General features: G+C 32.8%; 16 protein-coding genes. 1 reads left to right on the plus strand and 15 read right to left on the minus strand.

Translation table 11 applies throughout. From position 1 onward, the window contains the following. Positions 1-226 precede the first annotated feature (226 nt). From B1B04_RS12870 to B1B04_RS12900, 7 genes are all read right to left on the minus strand, one after another. Positions 227-985, minus strand: coding sequence for a class I SAM-dependent methyltransferase (locus B1B04_RS12870; RefSeq protein WP_079561853.1), 759 nt, complete (start codon positions 983-985; stop codon positions 227-229). 70 nt (positions 986-1055) lie between these two features. Further along, the gene (locus tag B1B04_RS12875) at positions 1056-1946 is read right to left on the minus strand and encodes an AraC family transcriptional regulator (protein ID WP_079561854.1); all 891 of its coding nucleotides are present in this window, start codon (positions 1944-1946) and stop codon (positions 1056-1058) included. A gap of 764 nt (positions 1947-2710) precedes the next feature. Beyond that, positions 2711-3964, minus strand: a complete 1254-nt coding sequence (locus tag B1B04_RS12880) for an MFS transporter (RefSeq protein ID WP_079561855.1) — start codon at positions 3962-3964, stop codon at positions 2711-2713. A 426-nt stretch (positions 3965-4390) separates the two neighbouring features. Further along, entirely contained in the window at positions 4391-5599 is a 1209-nt protein-coding gene (locus B1B04_RS12885; RefSeq protein ID WP_079561856.1) for an alpha/beta hydrolase, read from the minus strand. 1002 nt (positions 5600-6601) lie between these two features. Beyond that, complete coding sequence (locus B1B04_RS12890) at positions 6602-6976, minus strand: cupin domain-containing protein (protein WP_079561857.1); 375 nt, start codon at positions 6974-6976, stop codon at positions 6602-6604. 94 nt (positions 6977-7070) lie between these two features. Then, the gene (locus B1B04_RS12895) at positions 7071-8030 is read right to left on the minus strand and encodes a 2-hydroxyacid dehydrogenase (RefSeq protein ID WP_079561858.1); all 960 of its coding nucleotides are present in this window, start codon (positions 8028-8030) and stop codon (positions 7071-7073) included. Between the two features lie 514 nt (positions 8031-8544). Continuing rightward, the gene (locus tag B1B04_RS12900; protein ID WP_079561859.1) at positions 8545-9444 is read right to left on the minus strand and encodes a helix-turn-helix transcriptional regulator; all 900 of its coding nucleotides are present in this window, start codon (positions 9442-9444) and stop codon (positions 8545-8547) included. Between the two features lie 95 nt (positions 9445-9539). Between B1B04_RS12900 and B1B04_RS12905 the strand changes: the two genes are divergently transcribed. Then, positions 9540-9995 (plus strand): effector binding domain-containing protein, encoded by a 456-nt coding sequence (locus tag B1B04_RS12905; protein ID WP_240518291.1) that lies wholly within the window; start codon positions 9540-9542, stop codon positions 9993-9995. A gap of 199 nt (positions 9996-10194) precedes the next feature. Here B1B04_RS12905 and B1B04_RS12910 read toward each other — a convergent pair whose 3' ends face one another. The 8 genes from B1B04_RS12910 to B1B04_RS12940 form a co-directional block, all read right to left on the minus strand. Next, on the minus strand, positions 10195-11391 hold the full coding sequence (locus tag B1B04_RS12910; protein ID WP_079561861.1) for an MFS transporter: 1197 nt from the start codon (positions 11389-11391) through the stop codon (positions 10195-10197). Positions 11392-11484: 93 nt separating this feature from the next. Continuing rightward, complete coding sequence (locus tag B1B04_RS12915) at positions 11485-12033, minus strand: MarR family winged helix-turn-helix transcriptional regulator (RefSeq protein WP_079561862.1); 549 nt, start codon at positions 12031-12033, stop codon at positions 11485-11487. Between the two features lie 749 nt (positions 12034-12782). Continuing rightward, positions 12783-13475, minus strand: coding sequence for a stalk domain-containing protein (locus B1B04_RS12920; protein ID WP_079561863.1), 693 nt, complete (start codon positions 13473-13475; stop codon positions 12783-12785). Between the two features lie 763 nt (positions 13476-14238). Continuing rightward, the gene (locus B1B04_RS12925) at positions 14239-16563 is read right to left on the minus strand and encodes an ABC transporter permease (RefSeq protein ID WP_079561864.1); all 2325 of its coding nucleotides are present in this window, start codon (positions 16561-16563) and stop codon (positions 14239-14241) included. Between the two features lie 2 nt (positions 16564-16565). Further along, positions 16566-17270, minus strand: coding sequence for an ABC transporter ATP-binding protein (locus B1B04_RS12930; protein ID WP_079561865.1), 705 nt, complete (start codon positions 17268-17270; stop codon positions 16566-16568). A 1004-nt stretch (positions 17271-18274) separates the two neighbouring features. Next, the gene (locus tag B1B04_RS12935) at positions 18275-19294 is read right to left on the minus strand and encodes a transposase (protein ID WP_240518292.1); all 1020 of its coding nucleotides are present in this window, start codon (positions 19292-19294) and stop codon (positions 18275-18277) included. Positions 19295-19382: 88 nt separating this feature from the next. After that, complete coding sequence (locus B1B04_RS26195) at positions 19383-19760, minus strand: hypothetical protein (protein ID WP_240518293.1); 378 nt, start codon at positions 19758-19760, stop codon at positions 19383-19385. Positions 19761-20000: 240 nt separating this feature from the next. Next, entirely contained in the window at positions 20001-20588 is a 588-nt protein-coding gene (locus tag B1B04_RS12940) for an SCO family protein (RefSeq protein WP_079561866.1), read from the minus strand. Between the last annotated feature and the right edge of the window lie 536 nt (positions 20589-21124).

A 21124-nucleotide genomic window follows, 5' to 3' on the forward strand; every position in this document is an offset into this window, starting at 1 on the left:
ATGGATGCTTTATAGCGGGATTTTTTTCCTATTTTACCGCTACACTTGCTTCCCCACCTCAATTATGAGCATGAAAATATAGGAGCTCCTCTTCACCGCCGTTAGTTTAAGTGTAATTCATCATAAACTATTAGCAGGTTTAAAAGTCTTTTTAAATAAATGAACTGAGCGAAAAATAACGTTCAGTTCTTTTGGAAATATCCAATTTCATAAGTGTGCGATTATATTATTTTCGTACAGCTTCAAATGTAATGAGTTGGCTATCTTTTGATGGTTGCTTTTTGTAAGTATAATCGGCAGAACAAGTAATATCAGAAAAACCAACGTTTTCTAATATAAGTTTGAATTCTTCGATTCCGTACCATCTCATTGCAAACTTCTGTAATTCTGTGCTTACCAGCTTACCTTTTCTCCATTTCTCGTATTTTAAATAAGATAAGGTATATTGGTCGACCCAGTTGATTTCAATTGATTTGCTTTCTAATGAAATGCCTTCTTCGTTAGAAAGAGGAAAGGTTTCAGTAGTAATTTCTCCTGTACGCCAATTGCTTGGTAATTCCAAATCAACTATTATACGTCCTCCTGGCATTAGATGATTATAAAAGCATTTCAGAGCATCTTTAGCATCCATTAAATTGTCAATCAAGCAAAAGGAGCCTGTAGGTATAACGACAGCTTCATATTTTGATTCCAAAGAAAAACTACGTAAGTTACCTTCATATAGTTTCGGAGTTAAGCCTCTTTCTTTGCATCGTTTTCGACAAGAATTTAACATTTCTGTTGAATAGTCAATGCCATCAACAATAAATCCATTTTCAATTAAAGGAATTAGGAATCGGCCTGATCCGACAGCAGCTTCAAGTATCTTCCCTTTAGTCCCTTTTAATCTTTCAAGATAATATTCAATATCACCGTCAATTGAATACCCCACTGGTTTGGTAAAATCATATACTTCCGTACTTAATGCACCATAATAACTAAACATTCCATTTCCTCCGATATTATATGCGAAAAATTTTAATTGAATTTTTAAAACTTCCGCACCTCAATTTTTATTATTTCTTTTTAATTGGTACATAAATTTCCATTACTGCATTTTCTAAACCATGACAACGTTCATCGTAAAATTCAAAGTCTACTTTTGCTTCGTCAAAAACATATTCACTGTCTTGAAACCATTCTTCAAAAATGTATTTCCATGTTGCCTTTACAACTTCTGATAATGGGTCTGCATTGTATGTTGCTGCTGTTGCAACATTGTCAACAGGAGGAGTTGTGAAAACTGCATATTCCGCTTTTGGAACATCAATTGTCATCATATCCGATGTTATATTTGAATAATCATCAACAATAACGCCGAACAAATATTTGACATTACTTTCATCAGATGAAGATACACAAATCCCAACTTCGCCATGCTTTGGTGGATTCAATTGTTCATACATTTTGCTCTCTAAATTTTCACCAGTATAAGTATCCCAATATGCAGCTATATCTTTCGTATATCCATTCGAAAGATTGGTTTTGATTCCATAACCTGCAACCTTAAAAGCAGATTTTTTAGTAAAGGTAGGATTCATGTTATAACTTTCGATTTTTAACATATTTTTGCTTTTGCTCAAGCTATTGTTTCTAGTAATATAAACCGTCGGACTGTAACCAAATTCTTTCCGAAACGCTTTGGAAAATCCGCTTGCTGTTTTAAAACCATAATCAAAAGCAATGTCAATGATTTTTCTGTTTAATAGAAGTTCTTCTCTAGCTTGAATTAATCTTTTTTTACGAACATAATCCATAAGAGGTGTTCCTTGATACAAACTGAAAACTCTGCAAAAGTGGAAAACAGAATAACCGATATGTTCTGCAATCTCATTTGCGGTAAGTTCTTCCCTAATGTGCTTTTCAATATATGTAATACTACGCTTAATGTCATCATTATAATTCAATGTACCAACCTACCTTCTTCTGTATGGCGAATTCATTATAACAATTTGTAAAATGAGATGCTGTTCCGTTTTTGCTAAAAAACTGTTTACATTTTTTATTTGCTCTTTAAAATTTCAAGATACTACTTTAACCTAATAAAAAAAAGAATCTTTAGATAATGAAGAATCGCTCTTGTTCGTTCTATTCATAATAATATCCACTTTCTTATCCAGCCACCTTGTAAATCACTTAAACATGAAAAATTGTCCTATTCACAGCCTTCATTGTCAAAATAACACCGACTTTTATATAAGTCCAAGTTCAATAATTGAAAAAAGTAACACTACAAAAAGTAATTAACTTCTCTCTTTCAGATAATATTTCTAGTTTCCATCGTATTCTTCCTACGCAAAGACTTTCTTATAAACTGTGCATCTTTGTTTCAAACTAACACCTAGAGAATTATTCAAAAATTTATCCATGCTGCGGTTGGTGATCCAGCCGAAAAACAAAGTCAAACCAATGATGTATAAAATACTGTATACAAACTAACTAGTAATTCAAATGAGAAGACAGTAGTGACAAGGATATGTTCCTTGTTACTACTGCCTAATTCAGTGGTTATATCGAACTCGGATTGCAGGGGTTGTACAATTCATGTTTTATATAAATCTAGAGCATTAGCTTGTAAGACCTCGATAAATTCCGCTGCCTTTAGACAGCAATTACAAAACTACCTATCAGCGGGAGATGTATTAAACCTCCACTGATAGGTAGCTTTACTTTATTCATTAGTTAGGGGATGGATTGTTTTCTTCTCTTTCAACATCACGACAATGAAGAATAAAATCGTTGCTGCTACAAGAAGTATTGCTGCAATATAGAATGCTAATACTTTCGAACCGGTGATATCACCAATATAACCAGTAAGAGTTGGCGCGATAACTGATGAAGTCATCCCAAAGAAGTTAAAGATACCTAGTGCTTTAGCCATGCTGTTGGAAGGTACTGAATCAGTTACATATGTGATTAAAACTGGATCAATGGCAAGTTTACCTAATAAACCATATAAAATTAGTGCTCCATAAAGGACAGCAGGGTTAGGTGCAAATACGGTTAAACTAATTGTTACGGCTGCACCAATTAACAAGAAGATAATTAATTTCTGACGCATATGTGCATTTTTATCAATATACTTAGAAAATATCAATGCACCAGGTACTGCTGTGACTGCAACTAAAGCAGCTACATATCCTACTGAACCTTGTTCGAATCCTTTTTCTGAGACAAGGAATGATGGTAACCACGTCACAATCATGTAATAACCATAACATGTTGCAAAATATACGAAATAAATAACTAATTTTTTTGACGAGAATAATTCTACGCCTTGAGATACTGTGTTTTGTGTTGTTTTCTTATCTTCGGATGTTTCATTTGTAGCTGTTTTTTTGTCTTGTTTAACAAACAACATAAACACAAATGTTACAGCTACTATTAAGACTGCTATAATATACAGCATGAAATTCCATTTAATTTCAAGACCACCTACTAATACAGATGAGCCTACTAGACCAATGACCATCCCTAATGCCGAACCACTGTTGATGATCGCATTAGAAAAACTTTTCTTATCTTTTGGCATATATTTAGCTGATAAGGAGAACGCTGCACCATAATATGAACCAGTCGAAAGACCTGCCATTAAGGCGCCTATATAAACTTGAGTAATTGTCGTGCTTGATCCAATGACGAATGCTGCTAATGCAAAAATGATAAACGCAGGGATTAATACTCGTTTTTGTCCAAATTTATCGACGAGTATTCCTGATGGAATTTGCATACCTGTATAGGCAAAGAAATAAATAGAAGCAATAAGTCCTACTTGTGTATCGCTAATATTACCAAGCGATTCTTGAATTTGTGGATATATTGGCGTAAGTATTGTACGATAAATCCAAATAACTACCCAACCTAAACACAATGCAAAAATGATTTTTTTGTAATAATTCGGGTCATGTTTAACTGTTTGTTCCATGGTTGACACTCCCATTTTTTTGTATTTACTGCAGTTACTACTGTTATTACTTAACTTGATTGTAGGTTACGAGTAGGTAAAAAACATTGTCCACTTTGAACAAAAATAAAAATTACTTTGCATATTTTAGACAAAAGGCAATTCTTAAAATAATTAATATTTCGTCTAAACAAATGAATACTCACTATACATTTTTGTTTGATCTTTCAGAGAGGCTTTCAAAATCAGTTGTTCATTGCCACCATTACACTTGGCTGACCGCTACTTCTATCTTCTCGGCATGGGAGGTGCACCCTATAGAGCGGCCATACTGAGCAGAAAAAAGCTGATTTCTAACCAGAAATCAGCTTTGGAAAAATAAAAACTCTATCAAACTACTTTTTTCATATTTTTTACATATCTCATCAAATAATTTGTTTTTAATGTTTATTTGTTATATTTTTCAAGAAACATCTTGACCTTTTCGAAAGTAACTTGAGTATTCAAATTACCTGGTGTTCCATCATAAATATGATCAGCATGTGGAAGAAGATAAAGCTCATGAGGAACGTTATTCTTTGAAAGTGCTGTATCTAAAATTTTAGCTTGTTCTATTGGAACAATACGATCGTCCATTCCTAAAAACGTAATAGTAGGTGGTGTGTGTTCTCCGATATAATTGATAGGAGAAAGTTTTTTAAAACGATCAGGGAATTGTGAAGGTGTGCCCCCTATATATTCTTTCATAACATTTTGCACATAGTCCGGACTAGGGCTACCCTGATAAAACTTTGTCATATCTGTCGGTCCGTAAATATTAATTACAGAATTAATAGGTGTCGGTGCAACATTAGTTGAAGCTGATAACTCTTCATTCCCCATACTATAAGCAGCTAGCATAGCTAGATTCCCTCCTGCGGATTGGCCCATTAAATTTATTTTGGTCGGGTCAATTTTGTAAGTATCCGCATGTTCCACTACCCATCCTATTGCTGATTTCACATCGCCGACCTCATCTTTCCATTCTGCATGAGGAGGCATACGATATTGTACATCAAAAACAGTATATCCTAACTCACTAAGATATTGGTTCCAATGGGGGGCACTATTCTTATCACCTTCAACCCAGCCACCACCATGTACATTTATAACAGCAGGATTAAGTGCAGTTTTTGAACTTGCATGGGCAGGCCACACATCAAGCTTTAACTCTATGCCATCTGTAGTTTTTTCATATACAACATCCTGTGTAAATGTAGACGATATTTTTGCATTGTTAAAAAAATGAGTGTTAAGTGAAACTGAAACATTCTCACTTTTAGCATAGTTCTCCATTTTTATAATTGGTTCTACATTTAAAAATATGTTTAGTAACAATAGTGGAATCAAAATAAATTGAGCGATTCTAGCTTTTTTCCATGTAGCAAGTATTAATAGCGCTATGTTGAAAACTGTCAGAATGACTAAAAACCATGGAGTGTACAATGCAAGTGTTCCAACAAGACCCATCATGCTAATTATACTCATTGTATAAGTAATGGGAAATGGATATATTACCATGACATTAATAAGTATCATTACTACTGAAAGGGCTGTTAATAGCCACTGAATTATACCTTTAGGGCGCCAAGATGTTAACTGTCGTTTTGTTATCATTTCTTTAAATTCCTCCATAATAAATCAACTATCTCTTTTTGTAAAAAGACTATTTGACTCTAATCTACTGATTTATCCAGCGTATAATAATTGTTTCAACGATGGATAAACCTCGAAAAAATGGCTTTTATACTTTACTTTAATCACTTACTTTTGTCATTATAAAGAACAACTGAAAATATTTTTTTATTACATTCCTCTCTCCTTTAAATATAACCGACACTAAAAACAAATTAAAATGTTCATTATCCCCCCGATATGATAATTTCAGTCTTAGATTTCCGTTAAGACATTTTTATTTTCACACGAATTTTGACTACAATTTAATAATTAAAATGCACTCAATAGTGAAAATTTTGGTTTCTTATGTGATCATATAAAAATATTAAGCCTACAATTCAATACCTCATAAATGGAATTTGTAAACCTTAAAACTTAGTATTTTTAAACAAATTTTAAATAAACCTTTCCTTTTTTATTAGGAAGTACGATGAATGTTAATGAGGAATGAACGTTAGAGGTAAATTTAGGAAGGAAAAGAACTCATATGTTTTGCAGCATTAAGGACCTATATATGTTCTCCGACTTTGGGTATTTCTTTTTTATTGATGATAAATACTCCTTCAATCAACCGAAACATCATAAAATCAGTACTCGACGAGTCAATACAAAAACGGAAGAAGGACTTTTGAGACAAGTCATATAAGACGTCCAAAAAAACTTTAAGTAAGAAATCAATGTAGTATCAATGGATTAAACCCTTTTAATACATGGTTTTCTGCTTTATCGTTGTATACCCCTATTTTTCTATACTTGCAAATATAGAAACATAATAAAAAAGCTGCCAAAAGATCAGATTCGATCTGTTTTCTGGGCAGCCGTTCAAAATTCCATTGCTTACTGTGAAATCAAGTTTTGAAAAAGTATATAAATCGTGTTAATCTCTCTATTTTATCGATGAAAACTAGTTAACCAACAGACGTGAAAGTTAACTCTACACTATTAATGCGGAATAAAACCAATTGGTGTAGGACCCGCAATTCCTAACATAACAAAATCTTTATCAGAATTATTAGTCATACCGTGCTTTTCACCCGGACGTGCAACAACAACATCACCAGCTTTAATTTGCACCATTTCACCACATTCTGGATAAAAATCTGCTGTTCCTTCAATAACAATCCAAATATCATCCGCCTTCTTGTGCGAGTGGATGGGCAAATCTTGTCCTGGACGCATACACCAGACAGCTCCAACAGTATTAGGTGTTTCATAGAAAATATGTTTTGTCGCTTCTTCATCTCTAAACTCTTGAATATCTGGCCAATGGAAAATACGGTTTTTCAAATCATCTCTTGCTATTTTTTTTAATGTCATTGTATTTTCTCCTTGTTTCAAATTTCCAAACCCAAATGATTTAGCGTGTAACAGATAAAAAACTTATCGAATTTGTAAGTTAAGTATCAAGGAATTATCCTTTTATAATATTTTGAGGTTTACCCTCTAAAAAGGCAATTGTGTTATCGAATGCAATTCTAGCACGCAATTCCATCGCTTCATCAGTTAAGAAACCTACGTGTGGTGTTAAAATTACATTTTTAGCTTGTAATAGCTTATAGTCTCCAGGTATAGGCGGTTCCATATCAAATACGTCGATACCAGCTCCGGCAATTCGACCTTCGTTTAATGCATCCGCTAATGCATCATTATCAACAATCGGACCTCGTGCGCAGTTGATTAAAATAGCAGATTCCTTCATTAATTCTAATTTTTCTTTAGAGATTAATCCCTTCGTACTTGGTAATAACGGAATATGTAAGGACACAATATCAGATTGAGTTAATACATGATCTAATTCCATATACTCAATTCCTAAAGCCTCAGCTTCCGGATTTCTTCGGGATTGGTCTGCAGCCACTATTTTTGCGCCAAATGCTTTAAACAAATGAGCCGTCATCATGCCAATTTTACCTGTACCAATCAAACCAACAGTTTTACCTTTAATTTCACGACCTTGGAATGCTCCTGGGAAATTAACGCCACGAATCTCTTTATCCCCCTGAGTAATATGACGATACACATCTAATACTAAACCAATTGTTAATTCCGCAACTGCTTGATTTGCATATCCAGCTGCATTACATATCAAAATATCTTGGTTTTTAGCTTGAGCGATCCCTACATGATCAACACCTGTAAAGGCAACATTGATTAGTTTTACATTGTCATTTTGATCAATGACTTCTGTAGGATATGGATTATTGGCAATCATAATCACATCTGCACCTTCACTACGTCTTGCTAATTCTGCCGAATCCGTTGTTTTCTCGTTGTAATAAACAAATTCATGACCGCCCTGTTTAATTGGTTCCGCTAATTTTTCAATGATCGAATCCGAAACATTTAATGGTTCTAATAATTTAACTAACATGTCATCAATTCCCTCCTATTATTTTACAATACGTCTGTTGATTAACTAGGTACCATAGTTTAAAAATAGAAAGATCCACGTTAAAATCACATAAGAAGAGGTGAATGAAATTTCAGTTTTCACTTTGTACGTTTTGCACAAAAAACAAGGTATTTTCATTTTTAACACTTCTACTTTCTCATATTTTCTTATGGTATTCCTTAATGCAATTGTAGGATAGGAGCATTTAAATAACATTGTTCACTTTCAACAAAAATAGAAACAACATTACATGTTTTTGACAAAAGTAAATATGAAAATAACTAGGGAATTATGCTTTATCGATCTTATAAGTATTTTCTCTTTCTGCTTTCCGAGCGGTATTTTTATCTCTACATACAATAAAAAGCCCGTCTACCTCCAAGGTAAACGGACTGTTATAGCTAGTTTAAAGGCTGCTGTTGTAAATATTCCTAATTAAAAGTTGATATAATAACATAAACTATAGCCCTTTAATCTTATTTAACATGCAGAACTATTTACTATATAGATTTCTAATCTCATCTAAATATTTCGTAAAATTATTAATATATGAAGTAGGCGATACAACTTCAACGAATTTACCATAACTAAGGAGAGTATTATATCCTAATACATTATCATTAAGAGGATAGATTACAGAATACCACGTATCATCTACATTCTTAATGCTTTCTCTTCCTAGTAATTCAAAAAATTTATCAATAACTAATTTATTTACTAATAGAGTAACTGGTACTTTCTCTTTCTCCATCCATTCACCACCACTATAAGATAGTGGTCGATACTCTCTTTTTGAGAAGGTACCTACAATACTAAGGTTTGATATTCTTGCAAGTTTATAGATTTTGAATTGTTCTGTGGAATAACAATAAGCATCCATGTACCAGCTTCTGTCTTTATATACAACTCTATATGGCTCAGTGGTCTTTATTGATTCTTCACCTTTTGAATTTATATAGTTAAAACTAATTAATTCATTTTTTCGTATTATTGAAAGTAAATCCAAAACCAGTTTTCTTAGTTCCGTATTTCCTTTCGAAAGAGAGAGGTCTATTTCAAAATCTGGAGTTTCTCCAATTTTATTTAACTTTAATATTGCATTAAACGTCGAGTTATCATCTAGTACTTGTAACCTACTTTTTAAACTTGTTTCAATAGACATCAACTCCGATTTCGACATCGGAGGTTTATTTAATTCAACTGAATCCATCAAATATATACCACCATTTTTACCTTTTACACAATACAGTGGTAATCCAGACAATGTAAGGTCATCTATATCTCGCATAATTGTTCGTATGTTTACATTGTATTTTTCAGCCAATTCTTTAGCTGTTGTTTTTTTATGATCAATTAGGTAAGAAATTATTCCTAAATGCCTATCTATTTTCATAAAATCTCCCTCATAAACCCCTTTATTAATATGACATACAGTTGTCATATTGTATTTGATAAGATTATAGCATAAACCAAAGGAGGTTCATGATCATGAAAATCAAAAGCAGAGAAACATTTAAATTAATTGGTAGAAGTATTGAGATACAAGGTCAAGGAGTAAATGATGAAAATTACTCAAAAGAAAAAACAAAATTCTATAAGGAATTGTTTGATCAAGGCATGATGAAAGAACTTATGCCTATCTCAACTGATAAAAAAGGTTATGCAGTTATTATTCCCATAGAAAACGGAATAAAATACTTTGCAGGTGTAGTATCAGATGATTGTAAAGACGGATATGAAAATTTAGAAATATCTTCACAATCTTATGTAGTACTTGCTACACATGATGGGGTTTCAAGGCTCTTGTTTGATAAACTTGAAAATGAGTTTTTTTCAAATAAAGACGATGTTTCAAAATTTAACGGCGAGAAAATTCTGGAAGTTCTTATAAATGGAAACTCAATGAATGCTGAAGTTGAACTTTGGGTGCCAATTAAAAGTTAGATTTCGAGACTATACTTTTTTTGAAAAAACTGGTTAGATTTATCTAACCAGTTTTTAGGTTTATTTATTATATTGAATTTCAGTAAAATGTCATGTTAATAAAGGTAAGTCTCCATTATTGAAAATCGATATTTTTCGGAAGGCATATCGATTAGCTTGGCTGGTCTTCTTCTATTTGATGCTAATGGTCCATCAATAATCAATTTAGACTTTGCTTAGTTTGCATTTTTATCATCATTGCAGAAACTAATCCGATACTAAGTGTTGTAGCAAGAAGAATGAAGGCTACTGTAAAGCTACCAATTTTCATAAAGTAAACAGATATAATGGGCGCAACACTTGTTCCAGCAAATAAAATAACCGTATACATAGAGACTGCAATGCCACCCATTTTCCAGCCTAATTGACTAACAAGTGTCACTAATGAAGGGACAGCAAGAGCAATCCCACTAACAAATATGATACTAATGATGGTTAAACCAATTATGTTTGAAATAACGCTCATCATGATTAGTGCGATAATCGAAAGAGTCAAGGCAACTTTAAGTACAAACAACACATTGAATCGTTTTGCTAGTTTTCCTGCAAAAGGTGACATTATCATTCCTAAAATACCAAAAGATCGAATGTAAATTAGTTTCTGACTACTCATTCCGAAAGAAGCGCTCGTAAGATACTCACCCAAGATAATATACATACTGACAAAAGACATTAATAAAACGAATGCAATCATATAGCTGAATATTAAATTTCCATTGGTGAAAATAGTACCAATCTTTTTCATGGGTTCCCATATATTTTTGGTTTGGTTATGAGCCACCCCTTTTGGTATAAACCACGATACTAGAAAGGCAGTAAAAATATATACTATAGAAAGAACATAAAATATTACATGCCAATGAGTATGTTCACTAACATATCCGCTAAATACCTGACCTACAATTCCAGCTACAAGAAATCCTGTGCTTATAAAACCAACTGCTCCTACTTTTTTATCATTTGGAAATACCTCAAGAGTATATGCAAGTGCTACTGGTGAAAATGTAGCCGCCGCAAGTCCCTGTAACCCTCTTAGTAGTAGAATTAAAGAAAAATCAGTAACCATTCCTAGTAGCAACGTTATAATACTTAATGCAAAAAGTCCCATAACGATCACATTTTTTCGTCCATATTTTTCTGATATAGCTCCATAGAAAAAACACCCTGTAGCAAATCCAATTGAAAAAATACTTGAAGTGATGCCTGCTTTGGACAATGAAATATGAAAATAATCACTGAAAAGACTAATAAGAGGTATTGTTAAATATAAACTAGACATAACTACCATCCCTGACCAAGATAAAATAATAGTCATCAGAGAATAATTTACTTGGTTTCCTGTAATAGCTTTGTTCATACAATAAATCACCCTTTTTAATTTGATTAACTTATAGTTAGACATTCTAATTAAATGATTAAAAAAATTAAACTGCATCAACAAAGCTACAGTTTAACGTTCCACCTCAAGTTTTCTTTGTATAGATGTTAATAATTTATTAACCAGCTTCTCAAAGACTTTTCGTTCATCGGGTTCCAAATCAATCATGTTAGAAGCACAAGACGACCAATAAGTTGGCAAAATCTCAGCAACAAAAGTACGACCTTCATCTGTTAAACTCACATAAATTTTCCTACGATCTTCTTTACTATGATTCCGTACGACAAGATTTCTCTTTTCTAACCAATCTATCATGGAAGTTGCCGACGCCCTCGTAATCCCTAATCGTTCAGCTATAGCAGAAGGAGTCGCTCGTCTTTCACCATGAAGTGTAAGTAATATTAGTAAGTCTAATTTACTTTCTGTAATTCCGAAAGGAGCCAGTTCAATATCCATTTCATCTAAAACGTAGTCACTTAACCACAATAACATTAATCCTAATTTTGCATCTTCTTTATCCGTATTACCTGAAGAAGTCGTTTGAATCAGCTCGATATACGGCTCTAGGCCTAATACTGGTAAATCATCTTCATTAGTGAACATTTTTTTAAATTTTGTCATTTAATCACCTTTTAATTAGATTATCTAACTATCTACCATTCTAACTAAAAATCTAAATTGATGCAAGAAGTATTATTACCATAAATTTCTTTAATCTAAAGCAACACAACAAGCATTAATCTAGAACGATGCTTTCCTATATTTCATAGTTCTTGCTTTTTTCTGATTGAGGAATTTTTGCATAGCATCCAACACATGATCAGTGACACAAGCCCCACCCAACCCATTAATGAATACACCAACTTACAAAACAAAAAAGTACACCACTTATAAATAAGTGAAGTACTAATTATCCTATAGTGTACGACAAGATAAGTTACTGTTTTTATAACAAAAACATACATTCACTTATCTTTAATATTACAAAGTAGTTGTCTTTTATTCTTTTTTTGTCAAAACCAACAGGTTCATTGTATAACTAATAACCAAAATGGCGTAGATAGTAAATATATGATCAATTTTTATAGAAGTGAGCTCTGATACAAGGTATTCGATTATAATCGACAAATATAAGATTAAGATCGTATGATATGCTGCCTTGTTTCGCAGTACTTTCGCCTTTTCATCGTCAGATTTGGACAAGTCAAGATATATGGTAGTAGTACCCAAACAAGGTTGATAATTATATGTTTTACGAGACGTAAAGCAAAAAAAGAAAGAACATATGAGTGAGTCTCCTCGTTCTTTCTTTTTTATCACTGAACACGTGCTGTATTGACTTCAGATTCTTCTATATTTACTTTGTACAATTATTGAATAAATTTAGGATCTACTATACCTAAGCCACCGCCTTCAATTTCAATCTTCACTTTTGAAATACCTTCTAAATTAACATTAACCTTTACCTTTTCTTTTATCGATCCACTATCATAAATCAATTTATTATCTGCATAAATTTTCATATAACCTACCCCGAAAGAGCCCGCCGATAACTTTTTAACTGGTGCTAAATACGTTTCGAATCCTTTGTAATTTCCATTTGCTAAGTATTCAACTGTATGATCTTGTACAGCCCCTCCACCATGATATCCACCAAGTTGATAGGATCGTTCAAACTTTTCTCCGGTACTGATTACAATAGAGCTTGGGTTATGGAAGAAGTGATCCTCATCACTCCCAATAGGTTTTACATCTTTTAAAGCGACGAATTTTGGAACATCACCAATATAAACGGACTTTGATTTTCCATCCCATGTCACTTTTTTCCCTAATGATTCAGCAACAAAACGCATTGGCACATAAGTAGTACCTTCATAAATAAAGCCAGATTGACCCGCTTGTGGTTTTTTTTCAACCTTATCAAAATAGTAATTGATTGTATCCTGAAATACGCTAATCTTTTTCAAATTGCTAGCCGCTTCCGTTGTTGAGAGGTATGTAAATGTTAATCCTCCTAATATAAAAAAGCCTAAATAACTTGTTACTATAAGTAATTTTTTCATATAGTCACTCCTTAATATAAATAGTTATATGTAATTATACCAAAAATTACATACTATATTCCGATATATTGTTCAAATATTGATCGTAGTGGAATTAGAAGTAATTGATTTAATTAAAAGGGAGTAATAGGTCTTTGTTCAATCCTACAATCTATTTATACAATTTTTATTACCCTTGTTTTAATCCCAAAAGCAGCAAGATTTATTTACGATAGGCACGTCTTTCAGCATATTCAACACATAGATAACATACCTTAATTTTTTCAGTTCTTTCATTCCGGTAATTTCTTAAATCAGCTGCTTTTCGTTTACAAAAATAACAAGCATTTTTAGGAGGTTTCGGAGTACTAGTTATTAATTAATATCGACTTCATTAAGGTTCTCCAATTCAAATATACTGTTTTAAATTTTAGTATAAATATTTCTTTTATTGTTAAATTACACCTTTTTAATTCCGTTTTTATTCTACCATATTCTTTAAGTGTTTTTAATCATACTCAATTAAATTCTAAACCTCAAAACATAGCATACTTAAATAACTGTCCGATTCTATTGCCATATACAAACCCCACATTCAAGGGGTTTGTATATGGCAATAAGACAGCTTTAATATTAATAAGTTCATGAAGAAATGTACTTAAACGAACGCAGGCATAAGTTTAACAAGACAAAACTTTTTAGACCCTCATTCGCATGTTTCGAAAGATGAGTTATCTTCGCATCAAGGGGAAAAATACTATTTTGTCTGATCATCTTAAAAGGCCTATTCCACACTTTTTAACGATTCAATCATATTGATTTTCGTAACTTTTCTTCTAAGAAGTAAATTAGAAACAATCGTCAGTAAGAATGCAAGCAATACAGAAACCAAAATGATTAAAATATTTAATTTATCAGGGATTTGCTGATGAGTACTTGATAGAGCCTTTACAATAATTTTATAAACATAACCACTGATTGGCAAAGCCACAATAACCGCGAATGAAGTTAATATGATGTTTTCCAAAAATATTAGTTTGTTTATTTTATTTTTTTGATAGCCTAGTACCTTAAGCGTTGCAAGCTCACTATTCCTTTCATAGATGTTTATGGAAGATATCGTATAGATAGCGCCAAAGGAAAGTATGATCGCACTTGTGATGAACATGATAAAAACAAAACTGTTTTGTTTCACAATGTATTGTGCTGATTTTTTCAAATCATTTTTATCAGCAATTGTATCTACATAACGATCTTGTTCAAAAAAGTTACGAACGTTCATAAGATCCGCCGCGCTATTTGCTTGAACTAAAAGCGAGGTTGGATTGTAGTCTATGTTAAAGCTCTTTAAGTACTCTGGTGTACTATAAAATGATGGATTCGAGTATTGTGTAGATATATTTAAAACTTTCATATCTACAGTAGTATTTTTAAGCTCTGGCGCTGTGAACTTTATTTTGATAAAATCCCCTTTTGAAATATGGTATTGATCCGCGTAAGATTTGGGTACAAGTAAACCGTTATTTTCTAAAGGGATGTTATCGTTCTTTTCATCAAAGAAATGAATGAGATTGTTATCTTCTTCAGTAACAATTAAAGTAGTATTTTCTTTTTCATTATCTTTGATGATTTCAATAGGAAAAGTCGATAAAAAATAACTTTCTTTCATACCAGGAGGTTGTTTTATCATATTAGGAGATGTACCGATCGTATAATCTACTTTTAGATCATACGTATAAACTTCTTCAATTTGATTAGCTACTTTTAGCAAGGATGCTTGAGTACCAAAAGCAGTAATCAGTAAAACCGTGCTAACAACAACACCAATTGAACTCGCTAAAGCCTTCTGTTTATTTAAAAATATATTTCTTAATATGAGTTTATTACTGTAGGAAATAGAACTCCAGAAGCCTGGAACTCTTTCTATCAATAGCTTTTTCATCTTCTTTGGCGGTTTAGGACGCATAGCTTGTGCTGCACGTTCTTTTAATATAGCTCTACCGCTTAAGTAACATGCTAGAACTCCAAAAGCACTTGAGAAAATAATCGGAGGAATGATTGAAAATAGAGAGAGTGAGAATTTAATGTCAGGTAAAGAATAGGCTCTCGCGCATGATGCCGTTACTAAAGGGATAAAAACAAAAGCGGCCATAACACAGCCAATGATTGAGCCTAGTATACTTGCAAGCACAGGGTATCCCATATAGTGAAGCATGATGTTGCTATTTTTCACACCTAAAGCCTTCATAATACCAACCTGAATTCTTTGAGAATCGATTGTCCTCGACATGACTAGAAAAAGGATAACCGCTTCAATCAAAAAGAGTACTAAAGGTATAACCTTACTCATTAAGTTATTATTATTTATCGTTTGATTGATTTTAGAATAATTCAAAGTCCGTTCCTTGTTTACTTGATCTAAATAACTAAGCTGTTTAGATTGTACCTCAATTGATTTGCCTAATTGTTCAATATCATACCCTTTTTTAGCATCAATGAGGACCTCATTATAATAAAAGCCATTTAAAATTTGAGGTAATGTCTCTTCGGCAATATAAGCTACCCCATAAGTTTTATGGTCTTGAATTTCGTTCTTTTTTGCATATTCTACATTCTCACCTAATCCACTAATTGTAAAATCAAAATTTTTGTCATTCGCCTTGATTGTGAATTGATCGCCAACACGATAATGATGTTCTTTTGCATAGTGAGAATCTAATAAAATCTCACCCTTGTTTAATGGGATATTCCCTTCAATGATAGTAGGCGTATTTATTTCATTGTTTTCAGGGATCGATTGAATTTTTAATGTAGTTTTGTAATCTTCAAAGGCTTGCGTTCCATCAAAGGTGTAACGTCCTTCAATTTTATGGATCCCTTCAATTTTACTCAAACGCGTCACATCATTTTTAGAAAGGTGACTGTAATACACATTTAAATCGCTTAAATGATGCTTTTGGAAGTAATCCTTCGTATAAGCACTTAGATTAGTGCTATACGTTACTAGTCCCGCATAGAAAAAAGCACCAACTGCGATAATAATTACTATGGCTAAAAATTGCCCCATAGATTGTTTGATGTCCCTCAATAATTTTAAAAACAATTTCATGTTTACCACTCAATCCCTTCAACACTTTGTTTTTCATTATTGATCGTGACGCTTTCGATGAATCCGCTTTTAACTTTAATAATTTTGTCTGCCATAGGAGCAATTGCTGAATTATGTGTGACCAAAACAACGCATTTCTTCGTTTCTCTGTTTAAATCTTGCAAAGTCTTTAATACGGACTTACCAGTTACATAATCTAAAGCGCCGGTTGGTTCATCACAAAGTAAAAGCAACGGATTTTTTGCAACCGCTCTAGCTATAGCAACTCTTTGCTGTTCGCCACCAGAAAGTTGTGAAGGGAAATTTTTGAGACGATTTTCTAATCCGACTTGATGTAAAATCTCCTTTGCATCCAGAGGGTGTTTACATACTTCAGTAGCAAATTCAACATTCTCGAGCGCGTTTAAATTCGGAATTAAGTTATAGAATTGAAAAACAAAACCAATTTTCTCACCACGATAGTCTGTTAACTTTTTGTCATTCAATCTTGTTATTTCTTGATTCCCAACAAATACTTGACCTGAGGTAGCCGTGTCCATACCACCAAGAATATTCAGAATCGTACTTTTACCCGCCCCACTTGCACCCAGTATAACGACAAATTCCCCTTCATAAATGGAAAAACCAACACCATCAAGAGCCTTGATTGGGACTTCTCCTATTTTGTATTCTTTCGTTACGTTTATAAATTCGATAAGCTTTTTCATTTATTTCATCCCTTCATATCGTTTTTGGTCAACGTCAAGTAACTCTAAAATAAACAACGATTGTCGTATATTTTAGAGTTACATTTTTTTACTTCACTTTTGTCGATACACGTTATCAAGAAGCCTTTGATCCTGGCAAAATAATAGAAATTTATATGCATTGCAAACGACTGTTTTTTGTAGCAGTTTCACCTGTATTGAACATGATGGTATTCCCTTCCTCACAGCTTCAAGATGTTTCCGTTGCGATTGCTGCTGCCATACCTCGGAATAAATTTTGCCTATAATCGACTGCCAGACGGTATATCTTTCTAATAATATATAAGCTGGCTAAATTAAATATATACATGTTTGGAAAAAAATACATTTTAAAAAAACCATTAATCATTAATGAAGTTTTATTTATAGTAGACATAATAAAATTATCGATTAAAAAAATATAAATGCGAGCTACGAGAGATTGGGTACTATTTCACCTAGCATTTTGCTGCTCTAACTGTTCTTTCTTTAAATCGTCCATAAAAAAAGCCACTCCATTTGTGATTAGTTACGTCACACGAAGCGGTTGCCTTTTCATACACGAAGGAGATCGTTTTATTTTTCAGAAAAAATAGTCTATTCAGTTAATTACATGGTATACTTTTCCTTATTAAATAAGGAGGTACAAGTCCAATGGTAAAAAAATAAAAATGAGAAAATCTCAAATTATTTTATTTTTTAAAATACACATGTAGATTTTCTCTTTCATACAATGAATATGTAAAGTAGAGGAGAAATAACATGTTAAATAAATTAACTGACTACTCCCACAGCTAAAGCAGTAGGGTTCTTATATACTTAAGAGAAGCGTTACAAAGCTCTCCACAGATGGTATTGTCATGTCCTGTGTACAACATCTTTGATTTATCTTCTGTTCTATAAGACTTTCTTATTTACACAACCGATGTTGTGTTGGCAATAAGTTTTAACGAAGGCAGGTAGCTCTACCTACGGAGGAATATCCCTCACTTGATTTGTTTGATACCCATGCTAAGAGGGAATGTTTTCTTTACTTGTCTTAAGTCTTCTATATGTTGATTGTGTAACGCTAAAAAAGTAGTAAACGTTTTATTGCATAAGTCTTGATTAGTATTTTGTAAGTTTGGTTCACTATTCATCAGTAAAAACGCACTATATAAATCTCGTTGTACGAGATGACTGCCAATTTGACACCAACGTTGATGGAGTTTTTTCTTTTCATAACGATCTGTCACATGGTTATACTGACTGGCTCTAAAAGTGATCGTATTTACTTTCTGTATCGTTTGTTTTGTGTAACCTAACTTTTGATTGATAATTTCCACTAACATGGCCGGGGCATGATGCCCAATGCTTTTTCCAAAACGCTTTTTGGATTGGAATTTGCCTTGTATATTTGTTTTGGTTTCTTTTGTACGTCTTGCCAATCCTTTAAAATGCATGGTTTCGATGTACACTTCATCGCCGAGAGACAAGATTTTATTTGCCAACGCACCATGTGTTTCTTTGATGTAGGAAGCTTTCTTTCTATATAATTCTTTTAGTTGTTTTTTTGTTTTTTGATAGTTTTTACTAGATGTCCAACGGAGTTTGACGCCATGTTTTAAAGTATCATCCTTGTTGAAATTGTTAGGATTGGTACTTCTACGACTTCTATCCAATTTGCGTAATAAACGTCTTTTTTGTTTCTCTAGTAAAGGTTCTTCTGGCGCAAGTTGTTGGATGAAAACGGTTTCTCCTGAAACAACCGCAATGGTAGAAGGACCAATGTCAATGCCTATTCGTTTTTGTTTTTGATAGGCATGCCGAAAGGCCCCTGTTGATGGAATTCTCTTTGCAGGAGGAATCCCATCCATCACAAGTTGTACGTAAAAAGTATGGTTGCCACGAATCATTTTTTTAACTAAACGACAATATTTAATAGTATGAAGAGCAAGGGATTCTTTTACAAACAAATCTTGTTTGCGAAAACGAACAGGAAGGGTTAATCCATTCCAATAGACCATATTCTCTTTAAATCGAATGCCTGCTTTATTCGATTTCCCTTCGACAGAACGAAGCATTCCGTAACGTTTAAAGTGTGCTTTGCTCCCTTTAAATAGAACATCTCGAGGCGATTTTCTGAGAAGTATTGCTATCTATATGTTTTTTATAGTTATGTTGATGCTTTTTAATATACGCATGCAGTTGATATTCACTTAATCCAAAAGATTGACGAATGTACTCTAATTCTTTTGCGGTCTGCTTCAATTCTTTTGAATCATTCAATTTTTTCGCTTTTTGGTAGCAACGTAATTGTTTTCGATAGTGTTTTGATTCTTGCATTAAAGTATATTGTTTTATTGCATTAGACAAAGTTGTGTTATAGAGTGTACGGACAATCTCAAAACGTTTTAATAGGATGTCCTTTTGCCATGTATCTAGAAGTAACTTGAGTTCTATAATAAAACAATCTTTCCTCCATTTCGTCATTACCCGCCACCCCTTTGTTTTTTGATTATTCACAATATATAATATAAACATATGTTCTATAAAGAAAAAAGCACTCCATTCCTCCCACCTCTGAAGAAGTGGGCTTCCTGAAGCTCACTTTTGTGAATGACCGTATTGTTCAATCCTATTAATTCAATAAATTAGTTGCCACTTCATCTAGTTGATGAGAGGGCTAAAAAATAACTCAGAAGTTCCTTCGAACTCCTGAGTTATTGTTTTTTATTTAGTTAAGGCCTTCATATCTGCCACGATCGTCTCAACTGGTACATCTGTAGTACCGTCATAATCCTTCACGACCATACCATCGGCATCCACTAAGTAGTAACTTGACATATGTACGACTTGGTCAGAATTCGGGTCGTTCTTTACTAATGAATTAAACGATTTCCTCGCAAACTGTTCAATATACTTTTGTTCATAGCCAGTTAATAGCTGCCATTTGCTTGCATCGGGCACTGAATACGTTTTCAAATAATTCGTTAAAACTTCTGGCTTATCAACCTCAGGATCAACACTAAAAGCTACAATTTGATAGTCTTCCAGACCTTTATCTTTAAGCGCCTTTTGAACCTCTGTCATGTTATACGTCATTGGTGGACAAATAGTATTACAATTAGTAAAGATGAACATCGCTAACCATGGCTTACCTTTTAAGTCATTTAGGCTAACCTTTTCATTATTTTGGTTTGTTACCGAAAAATCCTGTACTTCTATGTTCATTTCTGGTTCAAATTTATAGCTTCCACAAGCAGCAAGTATGCTACTTAATGTTAGTATCAATACGAGCATGACACTTTTCTTTTTCATTTATTTGCTCACTTCCCTTCCATTTACCATCGTAGTTAATTGTATAAATTAAAGTTGCTTAATACAAGATATGAGCTTATCATTTCACATTTTATATCCATTCTATGTATGTTATACAATTTTAGTATATTTAACCTCCTTTGCATTCCAGATAATTCACACTTTTTTTAAAAATTTTTCAAAGCTGTTTTTTACTATTTTGGTTATTTCCCAAGAGTTAAAACGTTTGTTATATAACAACATTTCATTACTTTCTATGCCCCTCCTCATCTGATGATGGAATAATAAACCACTTAAAAATTCTCTTTCACACTCAAATTTTCTACCACATTCAAAATTATCATTATTAAACTATTATAGGAATATTATTCTTATAGACAACACCATTCTCTTTCATGCGGTTTTTTTCTACTAAACCCTTATTATTTCTATGTTATTTCCGTATTCTAGAAATGATTAAAAATTATAAAAACTCAAAATTTAGTATTGCATTATAAGAATATACCCCATAAAATAAGTGAATATAACGGCGAATA

The sequence above is a fragment of the Lysinibacillus sp. KCTC 33748 genome, from assembly GCF_002237755.1.
Taxonomy (GTDB): Bacteria; Bacillota; Bacilli; order Bacillales_A; family Planococcaceae; genus Lysinibacillus.